Origin of the sequence: Commensalibacter communis (assembly GCF_947179015.1) — a bacterium.
GTDB lineage: Bacteria > Pseudomonadota > Alphaproteobacteria > Acetobacterales > Acetobacteraceae > Commensalibacter > Commensalibacter communis.
Genome location: NZ_CAMXCM010000001.1, coordinates 907,801 through 933,666 on the forward strand (window position 1 = coordinate 907,801; position 25,866 = coordinate 933,666).

The window sequence follows — 25,866 nt, forward strand, 5'->3', positions numbered from 1 at the left end:
ATTATATTTGCCTCCATATTGTGCCATTGGGGCTGTCTTCTAGCACAATGCCTTGGTCTTTTAATTCATCGCGTATACGATCAGCTGTTGTGAAATCTCTCGCTTTTTTAGCAGTATTACGTTGTTCAATTAACGCTTCTATTTGCTGTGCTTTATCTGTATTTTGAAACCATTTCGAGGGTATTGTGTTAAATAACCCCAACTGCTGGCCAGCAGATTTAAGTTGTGTAGCTGCTTCTTTATTCCCCTTTAGTGCTTGATCTGCCAATTGATGCATCACCATCAATGCTTTCGGTGTATTAAGATCATCTGACATAGCCTCTGTAAAAGCTTCTGGTAAATCATCAGTTTGATCTAGATCACTTTCAAAAGCAGATAATGCACGATAAAAGCGATCCATAATTTGTTTTGCTTCTTTTAATCCTGCTTGAGAAAAATTTAATACAGAACGATAATGGGCTTGTAATAACGCAAAACGAATAGCTTCGGGATTATGTTGTGCTAATATTTCACGAATAGTAAAGAAATTCCCCAAAGATTTGGACATTTTTTCACCATCGACTAATAACATGGCATTATGAACCCAAATGTTAGCAAATTGACTTTCTGGAAAACAACATAGACTTTGCGCACATTCATTTTCATGATGAGGAAATAATAAATCATGCCCACCCCCATGAATATCGAAACTTTCCCCGAGATAACGATAGGACATCGCAGAACATTCAATATGCCAACCAGGACGCCCCTTACCCCATGGACTATCCCATCCTGGTTCATCATCATTTGATGGTTTCCATAAAACGAAATCGCCTGGGTGCTTTTTATAGGTTGCAACCTCTACCCTCGCCCCTGCGATTAACTCTTCTGGATTTCTACCTGATAAGTGACCATAATCTTTATAAGAAGGAACAGAAAATAAAACATGTCCCTCGGCTGCATAAGCATGTCCATTCTCTATAAGTTGAGAAATCATTTGTTGAATATCATTAATATGTTCAGTAGCACGCGGTTCAACATCAGGGGGTAATATATACATAGACTGCATATCTTGATGAAAATCTTGGGTGGTTCTTTGTGTTAAAGATTGTATGGATTCATTATTTAATTTTGCACGAGCATTGATTTTGTCATCAACATCTGTGATATTACGAACATATGTAACCTTGGGATATAATGATCTTAGCGTCCTTACTAAAATATCGGCGGTAAGCATTGCCCGTAAATTACCAATATGTAAAAAATCATATACTGTAGGTCCACAAAAATAGAGACGAACATGTAAAGGATCCAAAGCAACAAAAGGAACCACCTTGTGTTGACGACTGTCATATAACGATAAATTTAATTTACTCATTTTTTCTTTTCTTTACTGTCTCTATTTCAAAGCTATCTAATGTTTTTTATTTTCTTTACTCAAAATTACAAGTCTTTTTTCTTTGTTCCATAGATCATCAAATGCAAAATAATACACGAAGTTTCTTTAAGAATGAATTAGTCGCCATTGCTTATATTGCAATCCCTATTGCTTTTGCTCAATTATTTCAAATGGCAATGGGGGTCACTGATACCATATTACTCGGTCATGTTAATAAAGAAACCTTGGCAATTGGGGGATTAACAACCAATATATTCTTTTCGATTTGCATTGTTTTTCAATCTGCTCTCAGTGCTGCTGCGATTTTAATTGCTCAAAATATTGGTGCAAAAAAAATCAAAGATATTTCCAAGATTTATTATACAACCTATATCTTCGGATTACTTTTATGTATTCCTTGTTTTTTTATTTTATATCATTCCAGCACACTTTTACAATGGAATGGGGAACATGATCAGGAAATTTTAGTAAAATCTCGTAATTTTATGCTGATTTTATTATGGGGCTTACCCCCTCTTATTGCTGGTGCTGGATTAATCAGGGTCATTTTACCGGCTTTGAATGCTTCAAAAATTCTTTTGCAAATTACCCCAATTACCGCGGTCATCAATGGTCTATTTAATGCCGCTTTTATCTATGGTCTATGGGGAGCGCCTAAAATGGGACTTTATGGATCTGCATTAGGAACAACTCTGGCTTTATGGATGTCCAGCTTTATTTTGATTGGGGTAGCTCATTGTAAAAAAGATTTAAAACAATATTTATATCCTTTTGCTATTGATTTATCTTTGTTACGCCCTCTTTTTAAATTAGGGTTTCCGATTTGTATCAGCTCAGCTGCGGAAATACTTCTTTTCTTGTTTGCCAATTTTAATGCGACAAAATTAGGAACAGAATCCCTTGCAGCACATCAAATTGCCCTTAGCTTTGCCACATTTACCTTTATGATTCCGTTGGCAATTTCACAAGCTGCAAATGTCAGGGTAAGTTATTGGATTGGGGCGGAAAAGCCATATCGTGCAAAAAGAAGTGGTTTTCTTTCTATTGGATTAAGTGCACTTATTATGAGTTTTGTCTGTGCGATTATCTTTTTCTTCCCCTATTTGGTTGTTCGTCTTTCTCTTGATGCATCTTCTCCGGATAATGCCAATACTGTTGCGATTGCAATTGCGATTATTCAGGTCGTCGGATTATTCCAGGTTGTTGACGGAATACAAACCGTTGCAATGGGGGCTTTGAGAGGACTTAAAGATACCACTATTCCTATGATTTTAGCATTAATTAGCTTTTGGGGAGTTGGATATACATTAAGTGTATGGTTTGCTTTTCATAAACATTTTGGCGCACCAGGTATTTGGGCAGGTATGGGGGTTGGGTTGGCGGTTATTGCCTTCCTAGCAACAGTTAGATTTTACCTACTTACACGCAATCCAAAGAAAATGTTGAGGCGTGCGTTAAGATAATCCTTTAATTTTATATGTCTACTTTTATTTAACAATCGAAGGACTAAAAAGGAATAAATAAGCTAATAAAAAAACCCCATTTTAATGGGGTTTTAAATAAATCTTAACTTATGTAGTTTGATTAGAATTTAAACGATACAGAAACAGATCCATAGTTAAATAGACCGCTTCTTTGTCCTTTAAATTCTTGTGTTTGCCAAGTTTGCGTATAGGCAATTTTATAACCTTTGACGATAATAGCAGCCCCACCAACAATTTCACCAACACCCCATTTTTTAGATACGTGCTGTTGATGAGAATGTGTTGGATCGCCTTGAAGCGTAGAGTTATAAGCAACTGCCTGCCCATCAACCCCGCCAAAAACATACCAATTTACAAAACGCGTTCCAACGTAAGCGTCAGTACCGTCATTGCCAGAACCAATACGAGATGGGCCAAAGTCACTGTCTAATCCTTGACCAAAACGAGCAATTCCACCAAGTTGTGCAAAAGTTTTATAGTTACCTGCTGCACCATTTGCAGAAGGTAATACATCAAAATCAACATTGCCTAATTGTGCAAATTTATAACGCCATGTACGTCCCATTTGCACTTGGAAAACAGGCATATTTTTCAACTGATTGTGCCAACCGTTATTTTTATGATCCCCAATAATACTATGGAAACCATTTTGCACTTGACGTCCCAAAGCACCAGGTCCCATTAAACCAGCTTGAATACCAAAAACACTACGTGTGGTATCAGTATCGCTGATCAAATTAACCGTTGTTAGTAATACGCCAGCATAAGGACGATCATGAGGTAATCGCGCATAAGCTCTGGTATCACTTGGGGTGAACATCATTTGTTGTAAACCCCAATGAATACGTTGCATTCCCTTGCCCAATAAAAATGTATTCATATCTGCGATGGGCGTTGGAAGGCTATCTGTTGGTGATGTCCAACCGACTCTTAATCCATTGGTATAGTAACGATCAGATGTTCCACTTTGAGTTGAAACCGCGTCATTTTCCCATTGTAAAGTTAATGTATTATAAGGGTCTTGTTTTGGGGTTGCATGTGCTGAGGGTGAAGATAAAACAGCACCTGAAACAATAGCTGTCGTTAATAAAAAGCTAGAAACAGATAAGCGTTTTTTATTGCTCATAATATGCCCTATAACCTTACATAAGAAAAATGGAAAACGTTCTTTCTTATCTACGGCTTAAATTTTTAAAAGAAAAGATTTCTTTAGCAGTGTTAACTCATTTAATCGTGTATAGAAACATATTTGCAACGCTGCTATTCAGCGATTGAAGCTGAACTAGCTATCTTGATCCCATAAAGCATTAGATATTTTTTTTTGCAGAAACTTTTGATGAGCTTCAAGTTCTTGTTGAGTGGGTTTGACAAAAATTGGTGTATGCTCTTGTAACTGGCGATATGTTTTTCCAGTTTTTTCTGACCCTTGATTGGCAAACCCAAGCCCTCTTTGCCTTCCTCCTGTTAATTGAATATAAACCTCGGACAGCAGCTTGCAATCCAACAATGCGTTATGAGTTGTACGTTGTGATAAATCAATTGAAAATCGTCGACACAAGGCATCCAAACTATTGGGAGATAGTGGATATTTTGCCCTCGCTAGTTTTAACGTATCAATCATGCGATCTAGTGAAATGATAGGACGTTTGATACGACTGAGTTCGGCATTAACGAATTTAAAATCGAACGGGGCATTATGGGCAACCAACGGATCGTCTTGAATAAATTCTAAAAAATCATTAGCAATTTCTTTGAATTTAGGTTTTCCTTTTAAATCTTCGATCGTCATCCCATGAACTCGCGTTGCTTCGATGGGAATATCTCTTTCTGGATCAACAAGGACGTGATAAAAATTTTCAGTGGGCAAATCGTTAATCAGCTCAATTGCTGCAATTTCAATAATGCGATCTCCCTTATCGGGATCGACACCTGTTGTTTCTGTATCAAATAGAATTGAACGTTGATTCATAATTGACCTGCCTGCATTAAGCGAATAATTTTTTTTACTTGGAAAAATGTGTGTGCTTTGGATAAGCCTGTTTGAATGACAATATTAGCCATTTTACACTTGGTTCTAGATGGGATTTGAGCATCTATAAACGCTCTGGCTTGTTCCCATGTAATTTTATTACGTTTTAATATTCTAATTTTCTGGATATTGACTGGTGCTGCGACCACCAACGTTTTGGTACAAAGTAAATTAATTTTTTTCTCAAAAAGTAATGGCACATCCAAGATACACCATTTAATTCCTCTGGCTTGTGCCAAACGAATAAATTTATCTCTTTCTTGAGCAACCATTGGTAGAATAATTTGTTCAATTTTCTTTAAGTTATTTCGATCTTGAACAATTAAATGACGTAAATAATTCCTATCCAAGGCATTATTTTTAACTGCACCAGGGAAGGTCTGTTCTATCTTTTTTAAGCCCTTGCCATGAGGTGCCTGTATTTGATGAACCACACGATCTGCATCAAAAACTGGGAAACCATATTGTTGGAATAAAGCACATACCGTGCTTTTCCCCATCCCCATACTGCCTGTAACCCCTAATATTTTCATAAGCTGGTTATTTCTTTAAACTATTAGCAACAAACTCTGTTAGTTCATGATCGACAATCGGATCAACACCAAACCATTTTGAAAACCCTAGACGTGCTTGATGCAATAACATTCCAAGACCTTCAACGGTTTTCAACCCCTTTTGTTCAGCAGCTTTTAACAAAGGCGTTATTCTTGGTACATAGACAATATCAGTCACTACCAAATTTTTACTTGCATTTTGTAAATCAAATTGAAAATCTTCTTTACCCTCCATGCCCAAAGACGTTGTGTTGACCAACAGATCAAAACTCCCAAGCTCTTTAGTCCATGACTGCCAATCGATAACTCGTCCAGAATTTAAATCTTGCACAAGCTGTTCTGCACGTTCCAACGTTCGATTGGTTATGGTAATTTGTGCATTTTCTTGCAATAAAGAATAAGCTACGGAACGTGCTGCTCCGCCTGCCCCTAAAATCAAAATCTTTTTATTGGTTAATGTAATACCTGCATCTCTGAGATTAGCAACAAACCCATCCCCATCCGTAGAAGTACCACATATTTTTCCGTCTTCTGTAAACCATAATGTGTTCACCGAACCCATCTTTTTAGCCGTCTCATCGACGATATCACAACATTGATAAGCAGCTTCTTTATGAGGAATGGTGACATTACATCCTTTGAAACCAGCTGCTTTCATAGTTTGAATAACATCTTTAAAATCTTCAGCTTTGACTGCCAAAGGAATATAAGCGCCATCAATCTGATGTCTTTGCAACCAAAAATTATGTAACAAAGGCGAGCGCGAATGTTCAATCGGCCATCCCAATACGGCAGCGATTTTGGCTTTACCTGTTATAATTTGCATTGGGTTTGATACTCCTTTAATGCCATGGGTAATAAAAGCGATAATCGTTCCGCCCATTCAAATTGCTGATCAGTTGATGTGATCAAATCTTGTCGAATTTCTAATTCTAAATAGGGTAAGTTTCTTTGATAAGCATGTGTTGGAACCGTGTAATCATTTTGTTCCGTTAAAGCGTAAGGTTCATTATCACCGATTGGATATTGATAATTTTCTTCAAGTATTTCTTTAAAAATCATAGAAAATTGATTGTTACGACCATGTAAAATCCCAGCATGCCAAGGTCTTTGAAATCCATCATTCATAACTGGGGTAAAACTATGAAGTGAAATAAAAATTGTTTGTATATTTGTTGCCAAACGTTCATCAATTAATGTTGAGATGGTATAATGATAAGGGCTATAAATCTCATTGATACGATCGTGTTTTTGCTCTGAACTAAGGTTTTGGTTGCCCTTTATTAGTGAATTATCACTTTTTTCCGCAATTAAGGAGAGATTATTTTCCCCTCGATTACAATCAATCACTAATCTGGAATAAGTTTGCGTAATAAATGTCGCACCTAGTAATTTCGATAGCTGTTCACCAACGTTTTTAATGCCAATATCCCAAGCAATATGGCGATAGCGATCTTTTTCTGGTAATCCGAGATCTTTAAGTTGATCTGGAATAGCATATCCAGCATGATCGCAAACCATAAAAAAAGGAGATAATGACTTTTCATTCATTATAGAGACAGGGTTGGGATCATGTTGACGCAATAACATTAATGACTCCTTTAATAAAAACAAGTTTTGATTATATGCTAAGATTGGTACTTTTTAAAACACTGAAATATTGAGAATCAAAACAAATAATATGATCGCCTAAATTTAAATCAAAATGATGGGCTGAACTCTGTAGAATCATCGAAAATTTCGTTTCATTTTTTCGCATTAAAGGTGTAAATTCATTACCTACACCATAATAAATTGTGATTAAATGGGTTGCGTAAAGATTTAGTGCTTTTTGTATGATTAATGAAATTGATTTTGTATTTTCATGTAAGATATACTCATCACAGATAAGTTTTTGTTGATTGTTCAGGAAAAGCAACCGCAACATATGTTTGTGATTGTCGTTTTTGTCCATTGGATATTCATTTAAATAAACAATCACATCCTTCCAGCGCTTTAAATAGGGACGGTTATGAAAATCGGGTAAAGTAAACCGTTCGGTTATCTGTTTTAATAATGCAATTAACTGTATTAATTCTTGAGATAATTTCTCTTTTTCTAATAATTCATTCGAAGCAGTAAACACCCCATCCAACGAGCCAAAACTATTAATTAACTGTTTTGCCAATGGCTTTGTATCTCTTCTTGGAATGACTAAATAAAGCAACATTTCGAGAAGCTCGTAATCCTCAAAAGCTTGTCCACCTTTTTGCAATAGCTTTGAGCGCATCCTTCCCCGATGTCCAACGCCATTCAGAGTGGTAAATTGTTTGCTTCTTTTTGAAACAGGCGGTAAAAAAGAATTATTCATCTTAAATCTTGTTTTATGTTGCTTTATAGTAATTCATCAAAGTTATTTACAAAATTATGACCGAGTATCTTAACCAATTAAATCAAGCGCAACGCGAAGCCGTGGAAACCATAGAAGGACCAGTATTAGTTCTGGCTGGTGCAGGTACTGGCAAGACCAGAGTATTAACAACCCGTTTTGCACATATTTTGTTAACTGGCAAAGCATATCCTAATCAAATATTGGCTGTTACCTTTACCAATAAGGCTTCAAAGGAAATGAGTGAGCGAATTGCTCATTTAATTCAACAACCCGTTGATGGACTATGGTTAGGCAGCTTTCATAAGATCTGTGCTAAAATGCTAAGAATTAATGCACATCTTGTGGGATTAACTTCTAATTTCACAATTTTAGATACTGATGACCAAATCAGATTACTTAAACAAATTATTCCTTCTTATCCAATTGATGTAAAAACGACCCCTCCCCAGCTTATTTTGGGAACAATCCAGTCTTGGAAAGATAAAGGCTACTCCTTTGGGAATTTACCCACATCCGAAAAAAATACTCCAGAAAATATTATTATTCAAGAAATATACCACGCCTACCAAGTGCGATTACAGCAATTAAATGCTTGTGATTTTGGGGATTTGATGTTGCATGTTTTTAACATTTTTAATCAACATCTAGAAATCTTACAAAAATATCAACGGTATTTCAAATACATATTGGTGGACGAATATCAAGATACCAATACGATCCAATATTTATGGTTACGACTTTTGGCACAACGATCCGACGAAGTTGCGAATATTTGTTGCGTTGGGGATGACGATCAATCGATCTATTCTTGGCGTGGTGCCGAGGTTGCTAATATTTTGCGATTCGAAAAAGACTTTCCCAATGCCAAAATTATTCGCCTAGAAGAAAATTACAGATCAACTCAACATATTCTTGGTGCAGCTTCGGAATTAATCGATCATAACTCGCAACGTTTGGGAAAGACACTACAAGCAGCAAATGAAACGCTTCAAAATGAAAAAGTGCATATTGCCTCTGTATGGGATTCAGATGAAGAATCACGATTAATTTGTGATCAAATAATTGCTTTACAAAAAGACGGGCATCAATATGGGGATATGGCGATTTTAATGAGAACTGGCTCTCAAACTCGACCATTCGAAGAACGTATGATTATGTTGGGTTTGCCTTATAAAATTATTGGCGGATTACGTTTTTATGAACGTGCAGAAATCCGAGATGCTATTGCTTATATGCGTATCGTTGCCCAGCCGAATGATAATCTGGCTCTTGAAAGAATTATTAATGTGCCCAGAAGAGGTGTCGGCAGCGTCGCATTACAAAAGATACATATGACCGCACGTGAACTTGACGTTCCAATGTTGCAAGCAGTTGATTATTTGCTAATTAACAATCAGCTCAAAGGAAAAATATACACAGAGCTGACACAATTAATGAATCAGTTGGATCAAACCAGAAAGAAAATCGAAACAGAGGGTCACGTCAGTGCCATTGATGATTTGCTAAACACTTGTGGTTATATTGACATGTGGAAACAAGATAAGTCACCCGAAGCTGCTGGTAGGCTGGAAAACATTAAAGAACTTTTCCAAGCAACAGCTGAGTTTCCAACTTTGGTCGAGTTTCTAGAGCATATTTCTTTGATAATGGATAATGATGATTTGTCAGGTGATGATAAAGTTAACTTAATGACCTTGCATGCTGCCAAAGGGTTAGAGTTTAATATTGTTTTCTTGCCTGGTTGGGAAGAAGGGCTTTTCCCTTCTCAGCGCACAATGGATGAAAGTGGCAATTACGGTCTTGAAGAAGAACGCAGGTTGGCTTATGTCGGAATTACCAGAGCCAAACAGCGGTTATTTATTTCTCATGCAGCGAACAGACAGATTTATGGACAATGGCAATCATCTATCCCCAGTCGTTTTGTAGAAGAGCTTTCAGATAAACATACAAAACGAACTTCTCATCTTAAGCAAAGTCAAAATCGTTCAAAAAGAAATAATGATTATTATGATCGTTATTCTTCGCCCAAATTTTCGGCTGAATCTTCACAAGGAACCTCTTATACACAATCCAAACGCTCTTATACCGCACCTCAATCCAAGAATATTCCAGTCGGCAGCCGTGTCTTTCATCAAAAATTTGGACATGGGACTGTTCTCAGCACTGAAAATAATAAACTTGAAGTTGATTTTGATAAATCAGATATTAAACACGTAATTGACAGCTTTGTAACGTTAGAATCATGACATTAAAAACAAAAAGACACGCCTCTGCTCTGGAAACCATTTCTGTTGTTGTTCCAGAAGAACATGTAGAAATCTTTGAAAATGCGTTAGGCACCATTTGTCCAACCGTTGGTATTTTCGAGGAAGATTCCGATAATAATATCTGGCGCTTGGAAGGCATCAAAGATGTTGGTTATGGCGAAGAAGAGCTTGCCAATGCCTTAACCTTAGCCAACAGTATTTCTGGTATTTCCCCTGAGTTACAAAGAAAAACAACCGAGACCGATGGATGGCTGGCCAGAACCTATGAAGCCTTTCCTGAACAAGCCATCGGAAAAAGATTTATCATTCGTGGAACACATTTAGATGATACACCATCCCCTTCTCATCTTGTGTTAACCTTGGATGCAGGGGTTGCATTTGGCTCGGGCGAGCATGGATCAACACGGGGCTGTTTGATTGCGCTTGAAAAAATTGCCCATCTGAAACCACAACGCATTTTAGACCTTGGTTGTGGTTCAGGCATTTTGGCAATGGGTGCTGGGGCTTTATTAAATAAAAAAGTGCTGGCTGTTGATATTGAACCTTGGTCAGTTCGTGCAGCCAAGCAAAATGTTATTCGTAATGGATTAAGAAATTTAATTGTCTGTGAACATGGTAATGGATGGTTATCACCGTCTATTCGTAAAAAAGCCCCCTTTGATCTTGTTTTTGCCAATATTCTAGCACGACCTTTATGCAAAATGGCCAAAGATTTAGCGAAAAATTTGGCTCCTGGTGGGCGAGTTATCCTATCTGGATTACTGGCAACGCAGATCCCTATGGTTTTGATTGCTCATCAACGCCAAGGGCTTAAATTACAAGAAAAAATCATACAAGGCAGCTGGGCCGCATTAATTCTTTATAAGCCGACAAAATCATGACCCATATCAGACATGCTATTCCCTCAGACCTCAGAGGCATCCTTGAAATTACAAATCATGAGATCATTCATGGCACTGCTTTTTGGATGACCATTCCAAGAACTTACCAAGAGCAAGTACAATGGTTTGAAGCCAGAGAAAAAGCTGGCTTTCCCGTTTTTGTTGCGGTTGATGAAACTCAAAAAGTCTTGGGCTTCGCCTCTTATGGCTCATTCAGAGCTTATGACGGATATAAGTATACCGTCGAACATTCAGTATATGTATCCCCTCATGCTCAAGGAAAAGGATTAGGTAAAGCTTTACTCAAAGATCTGATTGCTTATGCTCAACACCATAAAGTTCATGCAATGATTGCCGCTATTACCGAGGGTAATACAGCTTCTGTTCGGTTACATGAATGGTTCGGGTTTAAACATGGTGGGATTTTACCTCAAACAGGAATTAAATTTGATCAATGGTTAAACCTTTTATTTATGTATAAAATTTTAACGACTGAAGACTAAACCTTATTGAAAAGTCCAAGAAACGATGAATTCTGCACAAAAGCTTGCCCAAATACGCGCTATCTTTAAACAACAACAGATTGATGGCTTTATTATTCAACGAGGCGATGAATTTCTGAATGAATATGTCGCACCCTATGCAGAACGTTTGGCTTGGTTGACTGGATTTACTGGCAGTGCAGGTATGGCTGTTATATTAGATCAAAAAGCTGCTGTTTTTTCAGATGGTCGTTATATTTTGCAAATGCAGCAAGAACTTAATCAAGACCATTGGGAAAGTTTTCATATTTCCAAACATCCTCCTCTTCAATGGATTATAGAGCAAAATCAACCCTCTATTAAGCTTGGATATGATCCAAAACTGATGAGTGAAAAAGATTTGAAAGCTTTTGAGCATCCTTCTATCACATTAATTCCAATAGAAGCCAATCCGATCGATGCAATATGGCACGATCAGCCTTCCCCACCTCACCATCCAATTGTTCCTCATGACATTCAATTTTCAGGTCAAGATCATCATGAAAAGATCGAAATTCTCCAACAAGCATTAATTGATAATCAAGAAGATGCGTATATTTTATGCGATCCAGCTTCTATTTGTTGGTTATTAAATATCAGAGGCTCAGATGTGCCTTATACGCCTATTCCACTGGTGTTTGCGATTATTACTCAGAACGAAGTTGCCTTATATGCTGACACTGAACAATATATAAACAATTTATCCGAATTTTTAGGGAATGATGTTCTTTTAAAATCTCATACAGAGTTGGAAACCGACTTAATCGCCTTGGCAAATACGAATATTGCTTTTGATCCAGCGCAAACGCCGATCTGGTTTATACAAACTCTTAAAAAACATGAGGTTACTTTTAGTAAACGGAGCAATCCATGCACGTTGCCCAAATCTCGTAAAAATTTAATTGAACAAGAAGGATCACGTCAAGCCCACCTTAGAGACGCGGTGGCGATGTGTCGCTTTTTATATTGGTTAGAGCATCATGGTGTGGGTCATAGTGAAGTCGAGGTTGCTAAAAAACTTAATGGTTTCAGACAAGAGGCTGGTGGTGATTTCTATAAAGAAGAAAGCTTCCCAGCTATTTCAGGCGTTGGTGCCAATGGTGCAATTATTCACTATCATGCTACCCCTGAAAATTGTTCAATTCTAACAGAAGGTAAAGCTTATTTAATTGATAGCGGTGGGCAATATCTTGACGGCACTACGGATATAACACGCACCATTTGGCTAGGAAAAAATATAGCACCTCAAGATTTAAAAGAGGCCGTAACCTGCGTATTACAAGGGCATATTGCGATATCCTCTGCTATTTTTCCAAAAGGCACTACAGGAAGTCGATTAGACGTTTTGGCACGATATTCCTTGTGGCAAAAAGGATTAGATTACGATCACGGAACGGGTCATGGGGTGGGTAGTTATCTTTCAGTTCACGAAGGCCCTTGTCGTATTTCCTCAATTCCTTTTCCTGTTCCTTTGCAAGAAGGAATGATTATTTCCAATGAACCAGGATATTATCTTTCTGGTCAGTATGGCATTCGTTTGGAAAATTTATTGCTGGTGACCGCCGCCACTCATAATAATTTTTTACAATTTGAACCTTTAACATTGGTGCCTTTTGACAAAAACCTTATTGATACAGAAATGTTATCCAAAAACCAAAAAAATTGGTTAAACCAGTATCATCAACAAGTATTTGATAAAATATCACACCATCTTAATAAGAACGAAAAACAATGGTTACAACAGGTTTGCTCCGATGTAACATAGTTGTTCCTTTTGTATTTATAAAAAAGGATTATAATGGCTTATCAATCGTTGTTTATTACAGTTTAACCTTAAAGGAAATTTTAAATGTCTGATTTAATTCCCGTAACCCTTATCCCTGGTGATGGTATTGGTCCAGAAATTATTGCCTCTACTCTTGAGATTTTAGAAACAATCAAAGCCCCATTTCAATGGGATAAACAATTGGCAGGCATGGCCGCAGTTGATGCCTCTGGTGATCCTTTGCCTCAACAAACGATTGATAGTATTCATAAAACAGGATTGGCGTTAAAAGGTCCTTTGACCACTCCAGTAGGTAAAGGATTCCGTTCAATCAATGTAACCCTTCGTAAAGAATTCGGTTTATATGCCAATGTTCGTCCTACTCGCACCTTAATTCCAGGCGGACGTTTTGAAAATGTTGATATTGTTTTGGTTCGTGAAAATCTTGAAGGGTTTTATGCTGCGATGGAGCATTATATCCCCGTGGGTGATGATCCAAAAGCGATTGCAACTTGCGCTGGATATACTTCCAGAACCGAATGTCGTCGTATTGTAAAATATGCGTTTGACTATGCGGTTAAAAACAATCGTAAAAAAGTGACTTTGGTTCATAAAGCCAATATTCTAAAAGAACTATGCGGTTTATTTTTAGAAGAAGGTCGTAAAGTTGCCAAAGAATATGAAGGTAAAATTGCATGTGAAGAACGTATTGTTGATGCCTGTGCTATGGAATTGGTTTTAAAACCAGAAACCTATGACGTTATTGTAACAACCAATTTGTTTGGTGATATTTTGTCTGATTTAACCTCTGGATTAATCGGTGGTTTGGGAATGCCTCCTGGTGCCAATATTGGTGAGAAAGCAGCCATGTTTGAAGCAGTTCATGGTTCTGCCCCTGATATTGCTGGTAAGAATATGGCTAATCCGTTGGCAGTATTACGTGCATCTGCCATGATGTTGGAATATGTTAATCGTGTTGATTTGGCGAAACGTATTGAATCTGCCATTGAAAAAGTGGTTGTTCATGACAAAGTCCGCACTAAGGATTTGGGCGGGAATGCATCAACCAGCGATATGACTGCTGCATTAAAACGAGCAATCGCTTAATAAAAAACAGGAATGTTATCCTATGTATTGCCCTAGAAATAACATTTTTAATTTTTATATATTTGATATTAACTTTGTTTATAAAAAATATTATACTCAAGGTATGGCTTTTAAAGGAGTTTAAAATGGCTAAGCATTGTAAAAAAATATGGCGCGCTCTTGTCGGATTGGGATTTGCAGCTTGTGGTATCAGTAAGGTTCTAGGAGTGGACATCCAAGCAAAAAGATTTGCGCAATTAAATTGGTCTGAATCTAATATGAAAACTCTTGGTGGCGCTCAGATTGCGGGTGCTGCAATGCTTGGTTGTAAAAAAACATCTAAGCTAGGTGCACTACTTTTGGCTGGGTCTGCATTATGTTTATTGGTAACTGGCTTCAAACATAACAGAAAAGAAGAGCTAGCAATCGACAGCTTTGGTGTTCTTGCTGCTTTATCAATTCTATTTTCTAAAAAATGTAAAAAATAGAAAATATAGCGTATCGTCATGAAGTAAATAGCTCTTTTATAGTTATAAAAGAGCTATTTTTGCATTTACATATTGCCTAGAATATTCGATAAGGCATTGATATCTTGCTGTGAAGGATCAGTTGATACTTTAGCTCGTTTAGCGTTATAATTTGCTAATTGCTTTTCTTTTTGCTTTATCTCTTGTGAACTCATAGAGTGATCCGCTTTTGCTTTTTGAAGCTTTTGACGTACAGCCCATGCTTGACTATCAATCTTGCTCAACTCATTTCGGCGCTGAGCAATATCATTTTGCAACTGATTGGCTTGCTGATAAGATTGTTGTGCTTGCTGTTGTTGTTGTGTGGCGCTTTGTTGTTCGCTACCCAACTGATTTTTTAAATCTTGAGTTCTATTTTGATACCCACCACCCACAGAACATCCAATTCCAGAAAAGAAATTCGCTTGATCTGGATTACAATTTTGCGTAGAAGAACATCCTACTAGAAATAAAAAGCCTGTAAATGGTACGAAAAAACGTAAAGATTGAATCATTTTACCCTCTTGTTTGACTGTATCCAGAGGGTTGAGCCCCCATTCCTGTTGCCAACACATTTTCCGCATATTTTAAGCGACTAATCGCATCATCAGTTTGTTGTGCTTCTTGTGTAAAACGAGGATCTTTTGATAAGGTTGCATATTGATGCATTTGACGGCTTTGCTCTGAATAATAATTAATTTTATTATTCAAATTATTAGATGTTTGCTGAATAGAAGCTAATTTTCGTTGATATTGAGCATTTGTGATTTTCTTAGACGCAATTTGTTGATTCAACGTTGCTAATTGCTTTTGCGCCGCGTCTACTTGCTGTGCTGCTTGTTGTGCATCGGCTTGTGCGGTCAAGGTGATTTGATGTGCAGCAGCAATTTGTTTATTTAAATCGTCTTCTGTCATTTGCTGGCTTTGGGTTCTATCAGCAACCATGTATCCTGCTCCTGTTCCAACGGCTGCCCCGCTTAATGAGCCAATTAACAGTCCTTTTTTACCACCAACAAGTCCCCCTACCAATGCACCCAGAGCAGTACCTGCCACTGCGCCCGTTCCTAACGTATTGTTATACTGCGCATTACGTTGATTTTGTTTATTTTGTTCTGGAGTTAAATTTGGGTTATTTGTTGCACTACATGCTGAGAGCATGATACAAGCCGTACTAACAGCAAGAATTTTTGAAAAATTTAAATTTAACATATATGAATCACCTTAATTTTTTTTATTGTAATTTGATTGTTTTACAATAAATACAAAGCTTATCTATTAATAAATGATGCTTGATATTATATACACAAATGAGGTTGTAATTTTGTCACTTTCATTAAAATCACTTTATCTTTACAAGGCTTCTCTGTAAAAGGATTAGCATTTACTAAATTTCTAAAGACTTATAACATGGTTGTACTAGGCTTACTCAGATCAATATTATTTATAGAGATTATATATTTAACCATGCCAGCGTCTTTTGCTGATACTCAGAAAATACAATCTTATAGTACACCTATTATTTCTGTACAGAATGCAGGGAAAATCCAAGGATATTTTAATGATGGTTTAGCCATTTTTAAAGGAATTCCCTATGCAGCTCCTCCGATTAACTCTTATCGATGGCTTCCGCCTCAACCTGTACAAGAATGGCAAAATATAAAGAAAACTACTGATTTTGCTCCAATGTGCAGTCAAAAACCAAATAGTTGGGACAAAGATCCATCTTTTCACACGGCAAGTGAGGATTGTTTATATTTAAATATCTGGGCCCCTCAATCTTATTTTGCCAACTTAAATAACCAACATTTCTATCCTGTTATGATTTGGATACATGGGGGTGGATTTGTTTCTGGGGGAAGTTCTTTACCAGTTTATGATCCTTCCGAACTTGCGAAACAAGGAATAGTTGTCGTAAGTTTTAACTACCGACTTGGTCGATTTGGATTTTTCACCCATCCTGCCCTGAATAGTGAAAATGAAGAATATAAATCTGCCAATTATGGTTTAATGGATCAAATTGCTGCTTTAAAATGGGTTCAAAACAATATTCCATCTTTTGGTGGTGACAGTAATAACGTGACAATTTTTGGAGAGTCTGCTGGTGGTGCCTCCATTTTATCTTTGATGACTATTCCAGAAGCAAAGGGATTATTTAATAAAGCAATTATTCAATCTGGAACTGGACATACACGTGCCTTCCCTCCTACCCCAAAAGATCAAGCTGAACTCAAAGGCAGCAACTTTACTCAAAAACATCATATTTCAGGGAATGATATCGATATTTTAAAACAATTGAGAGCACTGCCAACCGATGATATTGTGGGTGATCTCAACATTCAAAATTTAAAATCTGATATGTTCGCTGGATTGATTATCGATCAAACACTTTTAACCCAGTCTCTTGAAGATGCATATGAAAAAGGTGATTTTTATCCTGTTCCGTTATTAATCGGAGATAATGATGGCGATGGCGTTTTGCTTTCTAAAGTTACATTACCTGATTTAAATAAAGATTTAGAGACGACCAACGATGAAATTAATCAGATATATAATCCAAACAGAAATAAATCTGAAATGAATGTTGTTCGTCAAATTATTGCAGATATCCAATTTTTAGAACCTACCCGCAGATTAACACAACAATTCGTTAAGAAAAATGTTCCAGTTTATCGTTATCGATTTTCATATATTGCTGATACTGCTCGTTCTTATAGTTCCTATGGGGCGCCACATTTTTCAGAAGTTCCCTTTGTATTCAATAATTTAAATAGTGTTTATCAGTCTGTAAGTAATCAAGACAGGGCAATGGCCAAAGCAATAATGACATCTTGGGTCAATTTTGCCAAGAATGGTAACCCATCAGTTACCGGTTTCCCGAATTTCCTTTCTGTAAATCAAGCCCCTAAACAATTATTGAATTTTTCAATGAGTGGGATTAGGTTCGAAAAAGACCCTTTTGAAAATAGGCTAAATTTTATTGAAAAACTTTTTAATCTTAAAAAATATAAGGCTAACATGCTAGTGCAGGAGATTCCAGCAAAAGTAAATTTACCAAAATATCCTACACGTTAATACATTACAATCTTATGGGAATAAGCCTCTGGCTTGTTTAGCAGCATTGACGCGTCTTAAACCCGCACAAGTTGCAGCCATACGATTGCTTACTTTTAATTCTTTGGCGCTTTTAACCGTATCGTAAAACCCTTTATCCATGATTTTTTTCATACGACTAATAATTTCTTCTTCTTCCCAGAAGAATTGTTGTAAATCTTGAACCCACTCAAAGTAACTGACAGTAACCCCACCAGAGTTACATAAAATATCAGGAATGATGAACACTTCTGGACGTTTGGCGAATACAGCATCTGCTTCAAGAGTTGTAGGACCATTAGCTGCTTCAGCTAGAATTCTACATTCAATTTTATTAGCGATTTCTTCTGTAATAACACGTTCAACAGCTGCGGGAACTAATACATCACATTTAATAGTTAAAATGGCGTTAGGATCAGTCAAGCATTCTGATGAGTATCCTTTTAATACACCATGTTTTGAGACATAGTCTATAATTTCAGGAATATTCAACCCTTTTGGATCATGGTAAGCAGCAGTATGATCGCTGATCGCTAGGATTTTAACACCCAAAGCATGTAATTCATTCGCTGCAACAGAACCAACATTTCCAAATCCTTGAATCACAGCTGTTGATTGAGCAAGATTTAAATTAATTTCTTCTGCTGCACGAACAATTGTATGGGTGACGCCACGACCGGTCGCCTCTCTACGCCCAACAGTTCCACCACAACTCACTGGTTTGCCTGTAACAATTTCTGTTACGGTTTGACCAGCATCATTAGAATAGGTATCCATAAACCAAGCCATGACTTGTTCATTTGTACCAATATCAGGAGCCATCACATCAACGTGTGGACCAACAAAAGGAATTAACTCTTGCATAAAGCGTCTTGATAATGCTTCTAATTCTTTTGGGGATAAAGAATAAGGATCAACACGTACGCCACCTTTTGCACCACCATAAGGCAGATTCATTAATGCGCATTTCCAGCTCATCCATAAAGATAGTGCAGCTACTTCACCAATATCAACATGTGGGGAAAAACGAACCCCACCCTTTGCTGGTCCTAAGCTCAGGTGATGTTGCACACGATAGCCTTCATAAACAACTGTTGACCCATCATCACGATGAATGGGGCAAGTCACTGCAATAGCTCTTTTTGGGTACAGCAACCGATCACGTTGATCGGTTGGAATTTCTAAAATATCTGCTGCTTGTAAGAATTGCTGACGTGCCATGCCAAATACAGGGCCACCATAAATATCGAACATAATCCTTTTATATCCTTAATATTAGTGAAATCTAGCTGGATACTAACCTTAATTTTCGTTCGCGGTAAATAAACTTAAAGTGTTCAATAAAACTTATGAAACCCCTTTAAATTATACTTTAACAAATAGATATTTCATGTAATAACCAGCATAATGGTAATTGTGCTCATCTTGCACTTCAACATCGAGGTTCTCTATGTCTGTTTTTTCTCAATTTGATGATATTGTACATTCACAAGCTCCACTAAGAGCTAAAATTACTGAGGCAACTCGTCGATCTGAAATGGATTGTATTCAATCGCTTATTCAAGAAGCAACAGTATCAGATACGATGAATGCACAGATTAAAAATCATGCAAAAGCACTTACTCAATATCTAAGAAAACACCGCAACTTAAAAGGTGTAGAAACCCTTGTCCAAGAATTCTCTCTTTCTTCTGCTGAAGGTGTTGCATTGATGTGCCTTGCAGAAGCATTATTGCGTATTCCAGATGTCGAAACACGTGATGCATTGATTCGTGATAAAATCAGTACTGGGGATTGGACGTCTCATGCTGGTTTTAAAAAACCGATCTTTACGAATGCTGCGGCGTGGGGATTGGCTATTACGGGAAAGTTGGTCACGCCAGTTAAAGAAGGCAATCTTGCTGCGGCACTTACCAAGTTAGCAAAACGCCGCGGTGAAAATGTTATCCGCCTTAGCCTTGATAGGGCAATGCGTATGATGGGTGAACAGTTTGTACTTGGGCAAACAATCGAAGATGCTTTAAAAAATAGTAAAAAATTAGAAAAAATTGGTTTTCGTTACTCATATGATATGCTTGGTGAGGCTGCAATTACTAAAGAAGATGCAGAAAATTATCGTATTGATTATGAAAATGCACTTCATGCCATCGGCAAATCTACTCAAGGGAGCAGCGTATATGAGCGCGCGGGATTATCCATTAAATTATCCGCATTACATCCACGATATTCCCGTGCGCAACATGACAGAGTCATGGCAGAATTATTACCCACTTTAACAAACTTAATTCTTTTGGCGCGACAATATAATGTTGGTATTAATATTGATGCAGAAGAAAGTGAACGTCTCGAACTTTCACTCGATTTAATGGAAGCCATTTGCCGGCATCCAGAACTACAAAATTGGAATGGTATTGGGTTTGTTGTCCAAGCCTATGGTCGTAGATGTCCTTATGTGCTTGATTATTTAATTGATCTCGCCCGCCGTACTAATCGCCGTTTAATGATCCGTTTGGTCAAAGGTGCTTATTGGGACAGTGAAATCAAAAAAGCTCAAGTTGAAGGGCAATCGGACTTCCCTGTTTATACCAGAAAAATTTACACTGATATCAGTTATATTGCCTGCGCACGTAAATTATTAGCTCATCGTGATGCCGTTTTCCCGCAATTTGCAACCCATAACGTCAGAACATTGACAACTATTTATGCGCTTGCTGGTAAAAATTACGATCCAGAACAATATGAATTCCAATGCTTACATGGGATGGGTGAACAATTATATAGCAAGGTTGTTCAGGCAGAACATTTATCAAGACCTTGTAGAATTTATGCACCTGTTGGCACACATGAGACTTTATTGGCTTATTTAGTACGTCGTTTATTAGAAAATGGTGCAAATTCTTCCTTTGTTAATCAAATTGGTAATGAGTCAATTTCCATCGATCAACTTATTGCTGATCCTGTAGCTGAAGCATTAAAAATTAATCCAGTTGGTAGCCCTCATGCTTCAATCAAAGCACCTTTAGCTATTTATGGAAAAGACAGATTAAATTCAAAGGGAATTGATTTTAACGATGAATTTACCCTAGAAGCCCTATCTAAAGCGCTCAATTCGTCGCCAACGACTTGGGAGTCTTTACCGATCGTCGCAGGCAAGGCGATTAAAGCAAAAAACAAAGCTATTGATGTGTTAAACCCAGCCAATCATCAAGATAAAGTTGGAACAGTTGTCGAGGCATCCACTGAAGAAGTTAATCAAGCTTTTCAATCTGCCGTCAAAGCAGCCAAAGATTGGGCTGAAACTTCACCTGAACAAAGAGCGGCTCCGTTATTAAAAGCTGCTGACCTTTTAGAGGGACAACTCTATTCTTTATTAGGGTTGATTGTTCGAGAAGCAGGTAAATCTTTTCTGAATGCATTGGCAGAAGTTAGAGAAGCTGTTGATTTCTTAAGATATTATGCCAAAACCATTGAAAAAGAATATAATAACAAAACACATATTGCTTTGGGTGGTCCAGTCGTTTGTATCAGTCCTTGGAACTTCCCTCTTGCTATTTTCCTTGGACAAGTTTCTGCTGCTTTAGCTGCAGGTAATCCCGTGTTGGCTAAACCTGCCGAAGAAACCCCTTTAATTGCTGCAAAAGCGGTTCAAATTCTTCATGAAGCAGGTATCCCTGTTGAAGTCCTACAATTATTACCTGGTAAAGGGGATATTGGTGCAGCCTTAGTTTCTCATAAAGACGTTCATGGAGTAATGTTTACAGGATCAACAGCCGTAGCCCGTGAGATTTCTAAAAGCCTTGCAAATAGAAGATCCCCTGCTGGTGACATTATTCCTTTTGTTGCAGAAACGGGTGGACAGAATTCTTTAATTGTCGATTCTTCTGCGCTTGCTGAACAAGTCGTGGTTGATATTATTGCTTCTGCTTTTGACAGTGCTGGTCAACGTTGTTCAGCATTACGTGTATTATGCGTTCAAGAAGACTGTGCAGATCGTGTTGTGACCATGTTACGTGGTGCAACCAATGAATTAGTTGTTGGAAACCCCATTACTCTTAAAACAGATATTGGTCCTGTTATCAATCAAGAAGCTTTGGATCGTTTGAATAAACATGTCGAGTATATGAAGGGTAAAGGATTTAAAGTCTGGTCGTTACCATTACCTGAACAAGCCAAAAATGGCACTTTCATGATGCCAACCATTGTCGAAATCAATCAAATTTCAGATATTCCTGACGAAGTCTTCGGTCCTGTTTTGCACGTCATTCGTTATAAACGTAATCAACTCGATCATTTAATTGATACCATCAATAATACTGGCTTTGGACTGACCTTTGGGGTGCATTCTCGTATTGGTGAAATGATCGAAAACACAACCAATAAAATCCACGCAGGTAATATTTATATCAACCGTAATATTATTGGTGCCATTGTTGGTGTTCAACCTTTTGGCGGCAGAGGTCTTTCTGGAACAGGTCCAAAAGCTGGTGCGCCTTTTATTATCAGAAGATTGTTAAAACAATGCCCTTCTTATACAGCTTTACCAAAACAAACACCTCCAACAGTTGCACAACAATGGATTAGATGGCTTGAACAACATCAACCTGAGTTTGCTCATACAGCCCATGAGCTTTTATCTCATTGTTTAGTCGGCAATTCAGTTGAATTAAAAGGCCCAGTTGGAGAAGAAAATATCTATAAACTTTCCCCTCGTGGTGCGGTATTATGCGTTGCAAAAACACAAGATATCTTGCTCCGCCAAATAACACTTGCGCTTGGATCTGGTAATTCGGTTTTATTACTTGCTTCAAACGAAATTACCCACTGGTATGAACATTTACCACAACAGCTTGTCGCTCAAATTACCAAAGTCAATGCAGCAAATCAAAAACCTTGCTCTGTTATTTTAGGCGAAAAAGACTTCTCTGAATTTGAGCAAGCACGTCAAAAATTGTCATTTACTGAACATGGTATTGTGTCTGCATTTGATGTCAGTGAAAATTTGAACCCAAGTGACTTCTTAATGGAAGAACAATCTGTGAGTATTAATACAACTGCTGCAGGGGGTAATGCGTCCCTGATGACAATTGAATAATATCTAAAAAAAAGGAGGATTAAAAGATCCTCCTTTTTCCTATAATCGACTTTTATGATGATCTCATTAAAATATCTATATATTCAACTCTATTACTGCCAGTCGTCCCAAAAAATAAGTAATGATTTAATCAGTCATTATATGGATCATTTTGAAAATGCTTCACTAGAGCTTTTTGAAAATTTATATCAAGAAACACATTTTGAATCTTTATTACTGTCTATTATTCAAAAAACAGACCCTAGTTTTAATAAAGATAATTTAGAATGTGAAGTTCTGACTGCTTTCTTTTTCTTATATTTTTTATATGCATATCAAGACCAAAAAATACAACCTATTGAATTATTAGATATATTTAGTAAAATAGAAGCTAAATTTTTATCTAAACTACCCATATATCCCGATAAAGCAATTAAATATCCAGGTTGGCTTGATCTTTACGACGCGCTTGATTGGTGCGATGAAACATGGGATTTTAATAACTCGCCTCATCTTTTGGAAGCTGTGCAAACGCAAATAGAGATTATTCAACAATGGTTGGGCAAACTTCCTCAATATACATATACTCGTGTAATTAAGGATAAAATTTCTAAATATCAACATGAGGCCAATTTATTATTAATTTCACCTAAGGACAAAAATGTATATCCCAGAACATTTCAAAGAAAATGATTTACAGTTGTTACATACTGCAATCAAAGACATTCAAGTTGCACATATTATTACTCAACATTCTTATGGAGTTGAAGCCAGCTTTGTTCCTCTTTTTTTAGATACACAACAAGAAGAAAAAGGTGTTTTATATGGACATATTGCCAAAGCAAATACGCAATGGAAAGAGCCTCTGACAAATGATGAAGCACTTGTTATTTTTACAGGTGCAAATCATTATATCACCCCATCATGGTATCCTGCGAAACAAACACACCACAAAGTTGTACCAACATGGAATTATGTTATGGTCCATGTTCGAGGAAAAATAGAATTTATTCAAGACCCTCAAGAGTTATTATCTATTGTTACAAAAATAACGGATATTAATGAAAAGCGATTTAACGAGCCTTGGCATGTCCGAGATGCCCCCACAGATTATATTCAATCCATGTTGAAAGCCATTATCGGAATCAGAATTACGATTACGGAGATTAAAGGAAAATATAAATTAAGCCAAAATTATAATGAAGATACTCAACAAAGCATTATCAATGGTTTACGAGAAACCAAAGATAACGATGGAATAAAAGTTGCTCAGCTTATGCAGGATCAGTTAAACAATAATTAATTCTTATGAATCAAATCATTTCTTACATACACATAAGAGTTGTTGGGTAGCCTCGTATATTCTATCTTCATAAAATCAAGAACACATGGCATGTATTTTTCAGCTGGAAATTGCCCCCAAACTATATAATTATCAAAGTATATTACTGGTGGTTTTTCAAGAGGTAAATCTTTGCAAATATCTCTTTCGTATCCATTCCAAGAATGCTGTGCGTAATCTGCTTCCCAAGGTAAATAAGCATGATATTTTTTTATAGGTAATCTATTTGCATAGATGTAGACATCAGGATTATATGGAATAACTAATATACGTTCGTCTGCCTTAGTGTATTTTTGAATCTCTGAAGTAAAGCCTAAATCAAGTCTTTCTCCAAATAATTTCCAAGTTATATTTTTTCGTTTATCCATGGTTTCACCAAAAGGTGAAGACGTAGCATATTTACCATGAACAACCATTATTGACATTATTAAAACTGATGAAAAAATTGATAATATTGGTTTATTTTCTGTTTTTCGTACAAAAGACAAAATAAACAATCCAAAACTTGCTATTAAGAATGCTCCATTTTGAAAACCTACGCTGCCTCTTAATTGCAAAGTTAATACGCCTAATATTATAATTAATGCACTCATTTTATAGGCTGATATACAAAATAAAATAATACTACCAAGAATAAAAGTATATACAACTAAATTAGATATTAAATGGTCGTTACAAAAACTTGGTATAAAACTATCTATTAACGTTTTCAATCCAACAGATACATAGTTGATATAGTAAAATTGATTTAATACAAAATGGTAAACTATCAATCCCTTCAAGTCACCATAAATCAATAGCCACATCATAACAAGCAGGTTAGCAAAGCAACAACCTAACAGACTGAATAAAAAAATCTTACGATACTCATGATGCTTGCAAATGCTTATATATGCAACCACTATAAAAAAAGTTAAAGGCACAAAGCTAAAACTATAAGCAGTAGCAGGCAATAACCCAATAGCTGCCCCACCAATAAAAGCATGAATCGTAAGTATTGGACTCTTACAAAGCATTGGAAATATTACAGTTGCTAAACCAATGACTGTTAAAGCCCCACCAACAGTCCAATAGCTATCTAAATACAATCCTTGTACTGTCCAAACACTGGACATCGCAAAAAACCATAATGCTGTAGCAAGCAAACGCTGGTGTAGGTTATTAAAAATTGGGCTGTAAAAAATACTTATTCCAGACATGGCTATAAAAAAAGTAGAAACTAATCGAAGCAACCAAATTTTACTAAACCCTACAATTTGTCCGAGTAACCAAGTTACTAAGAAAATTAAAGGGCCATGTTCATCAATGTAATCACGATACAATATATCATGGTGTTGGATGGTTATTGCACCTAAAAAATGTCCAGTTTCATCCCCAAAAGGCAAAAAACCTATTCCAACAATATTACGATAGATATAGAATGATATCGAAATAAAAAATAATACAAAACAAATTATAATGTTTTTATCTAATTTTAACACGATTTATCCTTATTATATTAAATGTTAAAATGAGTAGTTT

General features: G+C 36.8%; 22 protein-coding genes. 11 read left to right on the forward strand and 11 right to left on the reverse strand.

Annotated elements, in window-relative coordinates; genetic code table 11:
* Window position 1 precedes the first annotated feature (1 nt).
* Window positions 2-1,357 carry a cysteine--tRNA ligase gene (gene cysS / locus PQG54_RS04290; RefSeq protein WP_271788711.1) on the reverse strand — a complete coding sequence of 452 codons (1,356 nt, stop codon included), beginning with the start codon at window positions 1,355-1,357 and terminating at the stop codon, window positions 2-4.
* 101 nt (window positions 1,358-1,458) lie between these two features.
* On the opposite strand from cysS, the gene PQG54_RS04295 reads away from it, so the two are divergent.
* Window positions 1,459-2,841, forward strand: coding sequence for an MATE family efflux transporter (locus PQG54_RS04295; RefSeq protein ID WP_271788710.1), 1,383 nt, complete (start codon window positions 1,459-1,461; stop codon window positions 2,839-2,841).
* A 121-nt stretch (window positions 2,842-2,962) separates the two neighbouring features.
* On the opposite strand, the gene PQG54_RS04300 is transcribed toward PQG54_RS04295, so the two are convergent.
* The 6 genes from PQG54_RS04300 to PQG54_RS04325 form a co-directional block, all read right to left on the reverse strand.
* Window positions 2,963-3,988 (reverse strand): lipid A deacylase LpxR family protein, encoded by a 1,026-nt coding sequence (locus PQG54_RS04300; protein ID WP_271788709.1) that lies wholly within the window; start codon window positions 3,986-3,988, stop codon window positions 2,963-2,965.
* 156 nt (window positions 3,989-4,144) lie between these two features.
* Entirely contained in the window at window positions 4,145-4,831 is a 687-nt protein-coding gene (gene dnaQ, locus PQG54_RS04305; RefSeq protein WP_271788708.1) for a DNA polymerase III subunit epsilon, read from the reverse strand.
* On the reverse strand, window positions 4,828-5,424 hold the full coding sequence (gene coaE, locus PQG54_RS04310; protein WP_271788707.1) for a dephospho-CoA kinase: 597 nt from the start codon (window positions 5,422-5,424) through the stop codon (window positions 4,828-4,830). Before coaE ends, dnaQ begins: the two co-directional genes overlap by 4 nt.
* Window positions 5,425-5,431: 7 nt before the next feature.
* Window positions 5,432-6,271, reverse strand: a complete 840-nt coding sequence (locus PQG54_RS04315) for a shikimate dehydrogenase (RefSeq protein ID WP_271788706.1) — start codon at window positions 6,269-6,271, stop codon at window positions 5,432-5,434.
* Window positions 6,259-7,035 (reverse strand): N-formylglutamate amidohydrolase, encoded by a 777-nt coding sequence (locus PQG54_RS04320; protein ID WP_271788705.1) that lies wholly within the window; start codon window positions 7,033-7,035, stop codon window positions 6,259-6,261. Before PQG54_RS04320 ends, PQG54_RS04315 begins: the two co-directional genes overlap by 13 nt.
* Before the next feature lie 31 nt (window positions 7,036-7,066).
* Window positions 7,067-7,795 (reverse strand): JAB domain-containing protein, encoded by a 729-nt coding sequence (locus tag PQG54_RS04325; protein WP_271788704.1) that lies wholly within the window; start codon window positions 7,793-7,795, stop codon window positions 7,067-7,069.
* Window positions 7,796-7,851: 56 nt separating this feature from the next.
* Here PQG54_RS04325 and PQG54_RS04330 point away from each other — a divergent pair, with 56 nt between their 5' ends.
* The 6 genes from PQG54_RS04330 (at window position 7,852) to PQG54_RS04355 (ending at window position 14,824) form a co-directional block, all read left to right on the forward strand.
* Window positions 7,852-10,062: an ATP-dependent helicase gene (locus PQG54_RS04330; protein WP_271788703.1), complete on the forward strand. Its 2,211-nt coding sequence runs from the start codon at window positions 7,852-7,854 to the stop codon at window positions 10,060-10,062.
* A complete protein-coding gene (locus PQG54_RS04335) occupies window positions 10,059-10,964 on the forward strand; it encodes a 50S ribosomal protein L11 methyltransferase (RefSeq protein ID WP_271788702.1) in 906 nt (301 codons plus the stop codon). The genes PQG54_RS04330 and PQG54_RS04335 overlap by 4 nt, the downstream gene beginning before the upstream one ends.
* Window positions 10,961-11,467 carry a GNAT family N-acetyltransferase gene (locus PQG54_RS04340; RefSeq protein ID WP_271788701.1) on the forward strand — a complete coding sequence of 169 codons (507 nt, stop codon included), beginning with the start codon at window positions 10,961-10,963 and terminating at the stop codon, window positions 11,465-11,467. The genes PQG54_RS04335 and PQG54_RS04340 overlap by 4 nt, the downstream gene beginning before the upstream one ends.
* A 25-nt stretch (window positions 11,468-11,492) precedes the next feature.
* Entirely contained in the window at window positions 11,493-13,250 is a 1,758-nt protein-coding gene (locus PQG54_RS04345; RefSeq protein ID WP_271788700.1) for an aminopeptidase P family protein, read from the forward strand.
* 84 nt (window positions 13,251-13,334) lie between these two features.
* The gene (locus tag PQG54_RS04350) at window positions 13,335-14,357 is read left to right on the forward strand and encodes an isocitrate/isopropylmalate dehydrogenase family protein (protein WP_271788699.1); all 1,023 of its coding nucleotides are present in this window, start codon (window positions 13,335-13,337) and stop codon (window positions 14,355-14,357) included.
* Between the two features lie 125 nt (window positions 14,358-14,482).
* Window positions 14,483-14,824, forward strand: coding sequence for a DoxX family protein (locus tag PQG54_RS04355; protein WP_271788698.1), 342 nt, complete (start codon window positions 14,483-14,485; stop codon window positions 14,822-14,824).
* A gap of 65 nt (window positions 14,825-14,889) precedes the next feature.
* Here PQG54_RS04355 and PQG54_RS04360 read toward each other — a convergent pair whose 3' ends face one another.
* Window positions 14,890-15,357, reverse strand: coding sequence for a hypothetical protein (locus PQG54_RS04360; protein ID WP_271788697.1), 468 nt, complete (start codon window positions 15,355-15,357; stop codon window positions 14,890-14,892).
* Between the two features lies 1 nt (window position 15,358).
* On the reverse strand, window positions 15,359-16,051 hold the full coding sequence (locus PQG54_RS04365; RefSeq protein ID WP_271788696.1) for a glycine zipper domain-containing protein: 693 nt from the start codon (window positions 16,049-16,051) through the stop codon (window positions 15,359-15,361).
* Window positions 16,052-16,249: 198 nt separating this feature from the next.
* Here PQG54_RS04365 and PQG54_RS04370 point away from each other — a divergent pair, with 198 nt between their 5' ends.
* Window positions 16,250-17,914 carry a carboxylesterase/lipase family protein gene (locus PQG54_RS04370; RefSeq protein ID WP_271807702.1) on the forward strand — a complete coding sequence of 555 codons (1,665 nt, stop codon included), beginning with the start codon at window positions 16,250-16,252 and terminating at the stop codon, window positions 17,912-17,914.
* A 12-nt stretch (window positions 17,915-17,926) separates the two neighbouring features.
* On the opposite strand, the gene PQG54_RS04375 is transcribed toward PQG54_RS04370, so the two are convergent.
* A complete protein-coding gene (locus PQG54_RS04375; protein WP_271788694.1) occupies window positions 17,927-19,186 on the reverse strand; it encodes a Glu/Leu/Phe/Val family dehydrogenase in 1,260 nt (419 codons plus the stop codon).
* Between the two features lie 196 nt (window positions 19,187-19,382).
* On the opposite strand from PQG54_RS04375, the gene putA reads away from it, so the two are divergent.
* The 3 genes from putA to PQG54_RS04390 all read left to right on the forward strand — a co-directional run bounded on the left by putA (window position 19,383) and on the right by PQG54_RS04390 (window position 24,306).
* The gene (gene putA, locus PQG54_RS04380) at window positions 19,383-23,024 is read left to right on the forward strand and encodes a bifunctional proline dehydrogenase/L-glutamate gamma-semialdehyde dehydrogenase PutA (protein ID WP_271788693.1); all 3,642 of its coding nucleotides are present in this window, start codon (window positions 19,383-19,385) and stop codon (window positions 23,022-23,024) included.
* A 141-nt stretch (window positions 23,025-23,165) separates the two neighbouring features.
* On the forward strand, window positions 23,166-23,696 hold the full coding sequence (locus tag PQG54_RS04385; RefSeq protein ID WP_271788692.1) for a hypothetical protein: 531 nt from the start codon (window positions 23,166-23,168) through the stop codon (window positions 23,694-23,696).
* On the forward strand, window positions 23,665-24,306 hold the full coding sequence (locus PQG54_RS04390; protein ID WP_271788691.1) for an FMN-binding negative transcriptional regulator: 642 nt from the start codon (window positions 23,665-23,667) through the stop codon (window positions 24,304-24,306). The genes PQG54_RS04385 and PQG54_RS04390 overlap by 32 nt, the downstream gene beginning before the upstream one ends.
* Here the strand turns inward: PQG54_RS04390 and PQG54_RS04395 are convergent.
* A complete protein-coding gene (locus PQG54_RS04395) occupies window positions 24,303-25,826 on the reverse strand; it encodes a hypothetical protein (protein ID WP_271788690.1) in 1,524 nt (507 codons plus the stop codon). The genes PQG54_RS04390 and PQG54_RS04395 overlap by 4 nt on opposite strands.
* Window positions 25,827-25,866 lie beyond the last annotated feature (40 nt).